This window comes from Deinococcus sp. (assembly GCF_018260405.1).
Lineage (GTDB): Bacteria > Deinococcota > Deinococci > Deinococcales > Deinococcaceae > Deinococcus.
Genome location: NZ_JAGLBG010000146.1, coordinates 1 through 3,775, shown reverse-complemented (window position 1 = coordinate 3,775; position 3,775 = coordinate 1). Strand labels below are relative to the sequence as shown.

7 protein-coding genes are annotated in these 3,775 nt (G+C 65.4%); 4 read left to right on the top strand and 3 right to left on the bottom strand.

All coding sequences use genetic code 11. The features are described from left to right. Positions 1-172: 172 nt before the first annotated feature. Together QZ269_RS12285 and QZ269_RS12280 are read right to left on the bottom strand one after the other, a co-directional pair. Positions 173-352, bottom strand: coding sequence for a hypothetical protein (locus QZ269_RS12285; RefSeq protein WP_291426996.1), 180 nt, complete (start codon positions 350-352; stop codon positions 173-175). Between the two features lie 96 nt (positions 353-448). Continuing rightward, positions 449-886: an OsmC family protein gene (locus QZ269_RS12280; protein ID WP_291426995.1), complete on the bottom strand. Its 438-nt coding sequence runs from the start codon at positions 884-886 to the stop codon at positions 449-451. A gap of 85 nt (positions 887-971) precedes the next feature. Here QZ269_RS12280 and QZ269_RS12275 point away from each other — a divergent pair, with 85 nt between their 5' ends. Further along, positions 972-1,805, top strand: a complete 834-nt coding sequence (locus tag QZ269_RS12275; RefSeq protein WP_291426994.1) for an alpha/beta hydrolase — start codon at positions 972-974, stop codon at positions 1,803-1,805. A 6-nt stretch (positions 1,806-1,811) separates the two neighbouring features. On the opposite strand, the gene QZ269_RS12270 is transcribed toward QZ269_RS12275, so the two are convergent. Beyond that, positions 1,812-2,054: a hypothetical protein gene (locus tag QZ269_RS12270; protein WP_291426993.1), complete on the bottom strand. Its 243-nt coding sequence runs from the start codon at positions 2,052-2,054 to the stop codon at positions 1,812-1,814. 75 nt (positions 2,055-2,129) lie between these two features. Here QZ269_RS12270 and QZ269_RS12265 point away from each other — a divergent pair, with 75 nt between their 5' ends. The 3 genes from QZ269_RS12265 to QZ269_RS12255 all read left to right on the top strand — a co-directional run. Next, the gene (locus tag QZ269_RS12265) at positions 2,130-2,375 is read left to right on the top strand and encodes a hypothetical protein (protein ID WP_291426992.1); all 246 of its coding nucleotides are present in this window, start codon (positions 2,130-2,132) and stop codon (positions 2,373-2,375) included. A 19-nt stretch (positions 2,376-2,394) separates the two neighbouring features. Further along, complete coding sequence (locus tag QZ269_RS12260; protein ID WP_291426991.1) at positions 2,395-2,574, top strand: hypothetical protein; 180 nt, start codon at positions 2,395-2,397, stop codon at positions 2,572-2,574. A gap of 68 nt (positions 2,575-2,642) precedes the next feature. Further along, positions 2,643-3,775 (top strand): acyl-CoA dehydrogenase family protein (locus tag QZ269_RS12255; RefSeq protein ID WP_291426990.1); only part of this gene is annotated, 1,133 nt, incomplete at its 3' end.

The following is a 3,775-nucleotide window of genomic DNA, read 5'->3' as shown; positions in this document are numbered from 1 at the left end:
TCACGGCGACGCCGACACGACCTGTCCACCTGCCTGGGGCGTGCAGTATGGCCGCGCCCTCAACTGCGACGTGACGGCCATTCCGGGCGCGGGGCACGGCTTCGACTCGCTGGATTACGTGGAAATGCTGCACCGCGAGACGGCACGGTTTTTCAGCGGTGGTTAGCCGGGTTTACAGTCGCTGGCCCGTCAGATGGGTGATCAGTAGCGCCGCGTCTGCTGGGGCCAACACTGCCGTATTCAGGCGAATGGCATCGGGTGGCGGGGCCAGCACGCCCTTTTCCGCAAGTTCAAGCCAGAGCTTTTGCGGGTCGCGCATTTTGGCCCTTTCCTGGCGGTCAGGCAGGGTCATGCGGCGGGCGAGCTTACCCCGAGGCGAAGTAGACTCCCGAATCCGTAGCCGAAAAGCCGCCTCAGCACTGGCCGGGGCGGCTCTTTTATCTGGAGATTAATCCAGAATCGCTTCGTGGGTCACGTTCACGTTGCCCGCCATGATCTTGCTCAGTGGGCAAATTTCGGCGGCCTGCTTGACATGTTCCTCGAAGTCCTTCTGGTCGCTGCCGCTGACCTTGCCGCGCACGACCAGCCGCATGGCGCTGATCTTGAAGCCCGCGCCGTCCTTTTCCATCTCGCAGGTGGCTTCGGTGTTCAGGTCCACGTCGGTGTGGCCGTGGTTTGCCAGCAGCGCCGAGAGCTGCATGGTAAAGCAGCCCGCGTGGGCCGAGGCCAGCAGTTCCTCGGGGTTGGTGCCCGCGCCATTCTCGAAGCGGGTCTTGAAGCTGTACTGGGCGTCTTTCAGCACGCCGCTTTCCGTACCGACGGTGCCTTTGCCGCTCATGAGGTCGCCCTGCCAGTGGGCCGAAGCCTTCCTTGAAATGTCTGCCATAGTCACAGTCTGACGGCTGGCCCGGCCAGGTACATCTCATTTGCATTTATTCGCGCTTCATGCGGCCAATTGAGTACACTCGCGTATGCAAAAACAACTCTGGACGGTGCCCGGTGCGCCGGTGAACGGTTACATGTGGCAGGCGGCCCGGCCACGCGGCGCGGTGCTGCTGGCCCACGGTTTTGGTGAATATGTCGGGCGCTATGTCGAGGGGTATCACGGCCTGATTCCGGCACTGGTCGAAAGCGGCCTGACGGTGTACGCCTACGATCAGCGCGGGCACGGCACCTCGGAAGGTCGGCGGGCCGTGGTCGACATGAACGATCTGGTCGCCGACCACCTGAGGGCGCGTGAAGCCCTACGGGGGCAGGCGCTGCCCGTGTTCCTGTTCGGCCACAGCATGGGCGGCCTGATCTCGGCGGCCAGCGCGGCCCGTGATCCGCGCGGCCTCAGCGGGGTCATCCTGTCGAGTCCGGCGTTGCTGGTCGGGGAAAACGAACCGGCCCTCAAAAAGAAGCTGGCCCCGCTGCTCGCCAGAGTCGCGCCCCGGCTGGGCGTCACGGAGCTGCCGACCTCCCACCTGAGCACCCAGGCCGATCAGGTCCGGCTGTACGAGGAAGACCAGCAGATTTACCACGGCAAGGTGCCTTCACTCAGCGCGGCGACCATGCTGGTGCTCAGCGCCCAGCTCTGGAAGGCCTACCCGAAATGGACCCTGCCGACGCTGGTGTTTCACGGCTCCCAGGATCAGGTGACCGATCCGCGCGGCAGCAAACGCTTTTTCGACCTGCTGCCCGCCGCCGACAAGACCTATATGGAATTCAGCGGCGGCTACCACGAACTCCTCAACGACAAGGCCCGGGCCGAGGTGCGCGAACTGATTCTCAGCTGGCTGCTGGAACGGACTGCGGCTGCCTGACGCCTTCTAGCGCTGGGGCCGCAGGTAGGTCGCCAGGCCCAGCAGGGCACTCGCCAGCACCGACAGCAGCAGCGCCCGGCTGAACAGGGGCAGGCCGAAGGTGCCGATTTTTGCGCCGATGACCCCTTCGATAGAGCCGACGGAGCGGAGCCACAGCGGCGCACTGCTGCTGAGCTGTGCGTAAGCCCCGACCGACAGCACGGCGACGCCGAGGCCCAGCAGCACCAGCAAAATACACAGCAGCCACATCAGGACGCGCAGGGGGTTCTCCGGGTAGGGCAGGCCATTTCGGACTTATTGTACCCTCCGGCTAGAATCGGGGGCGTGAATCTGCCCGCCCGCGTCCGTGTGACCCGTCCGCCTCTGCCCCTGGCCCCGGCGCTGCGCCAGGCCGCTCTGAAACTTTGCCCTGCTGCGCCGCTTGATACCCTGGCAGCGGCAGCGTTGGCTATTGCGGGCGGCGCGGTGATCGGCGTATACCTGCGCTGGGAGGGCGGCGAAGTCCAGACCATCGAATCCGGCTGGCGCGGGCGCGGCATCGAGGAGGCGCTGCGGGAAGCGCTAGACTGAACGGCACCGGAGGCCAGGAATGTCCAGAAAACAGTTCAACTGGCTTATGTTCGCCATGATCGTCGTTTTGCTGCTGCAATTGGTCCGGGCTGTTGGAAATGGGGAAACCCGCTGGGCTGTGCTGGAGCTTCTGGGGATAGCAGCAGGTGCTGCTTGCGTTTTGTGGCTGTCGAAAATACGCAACTGGCCCTGGGAGTAACGGCTGCCCCGTGATGCTGGCCCGCTGCACGTTGTTCTGCGCGGACGCCCGTTTGCTACCCTGAATCCATGACCACCATCCAGCCGGAAACGGGCCAGCCGGAAACAGGCATGAGCTTTGGGCTGAAGAGTGAGCAGCGCCTGATCGTGCAGCACGTCCGCGACTACTGCCGCGCCGAAATCGCTCCGCGTGCCGCCGAATTCGACCGCAGCGGCGAGTACCCGCGTGAGCAGCTACGCGGGCTGGCCGACCTGGGCCTGCTGGGTGCCACCGTGCCCGAGGAGTGGGGCGGCGCGGGCCTCGATAACGTGACCTACGCCCTGTGCCTGGAGGAAATCGCGGCGGCGGACGCCAGCGTCGCGGTGGTGGTCAGCGTGCAGAACGGCCTGCCCGAACAGATGATTCTGCGCTACGGCACCGACGACCAGCGCGAAAAATACCTGAAACCGCTGGCGACCGGGCAGCACATCGGGGCCTTCTGCCTCACCGAGCCGGAAGCGGGCAGCGACGCGGCGGGCCTGCGCCTGAAGGCTGGACGCGACGGCGACGCCTGGGTGCTGAACGGCACCAAAGCCTGGATCACGTCCGGCGGGCAGGCCCAGACGTATCTGGTCATGGCGCGGACGGGCGGGCCGGGAGCGCGGGGCATCAGCTGTTTTATCGTCGAGGACGGCACGCCTGGGCTGTCTTTTGGCAAACCCGAGGAAAAGATGGGGCTCCACGCTTCCCAGACCACCACGGTCCATTTTGAGAATGTGCGGGTGCCCCAGGCCAATATGGTCGGCGGCGAGGGCGAGGGGCTGGTCATTGCGCTGGCGAGCCTGGACAGCGGGCGCATCGGGATTGCTATGCAGGCGCTCGGGATTGCCCGCGCGGCTATGGAACACGCGGCCCGCTACGCCTGCGAGCGCGAGCAGTTCGGCAAAAAATTGCGCGAGTTCGAGGGCGTGAGCTTCAAGGTGGCGCGGATGGCAGCCCGCATCGAAAGTGCCCGACTGGTGGCCCTCAAGGCCGCGTGGCTCAAGGATCAGGGCCAGCCGTTCGGCAAGGAAGCCAGCATCGCCAAGCTGCTCGCCAGTGAGGCGGCGGTGGACGTGACCCGCGACGCCGTGCAGATTCTGGGTGGCAACGGCTACAGCCGCGACTATCCCGTCGAGCGCCTGTACCGTGACGCCAAGATCACCGAAATCTATGAGGGCAC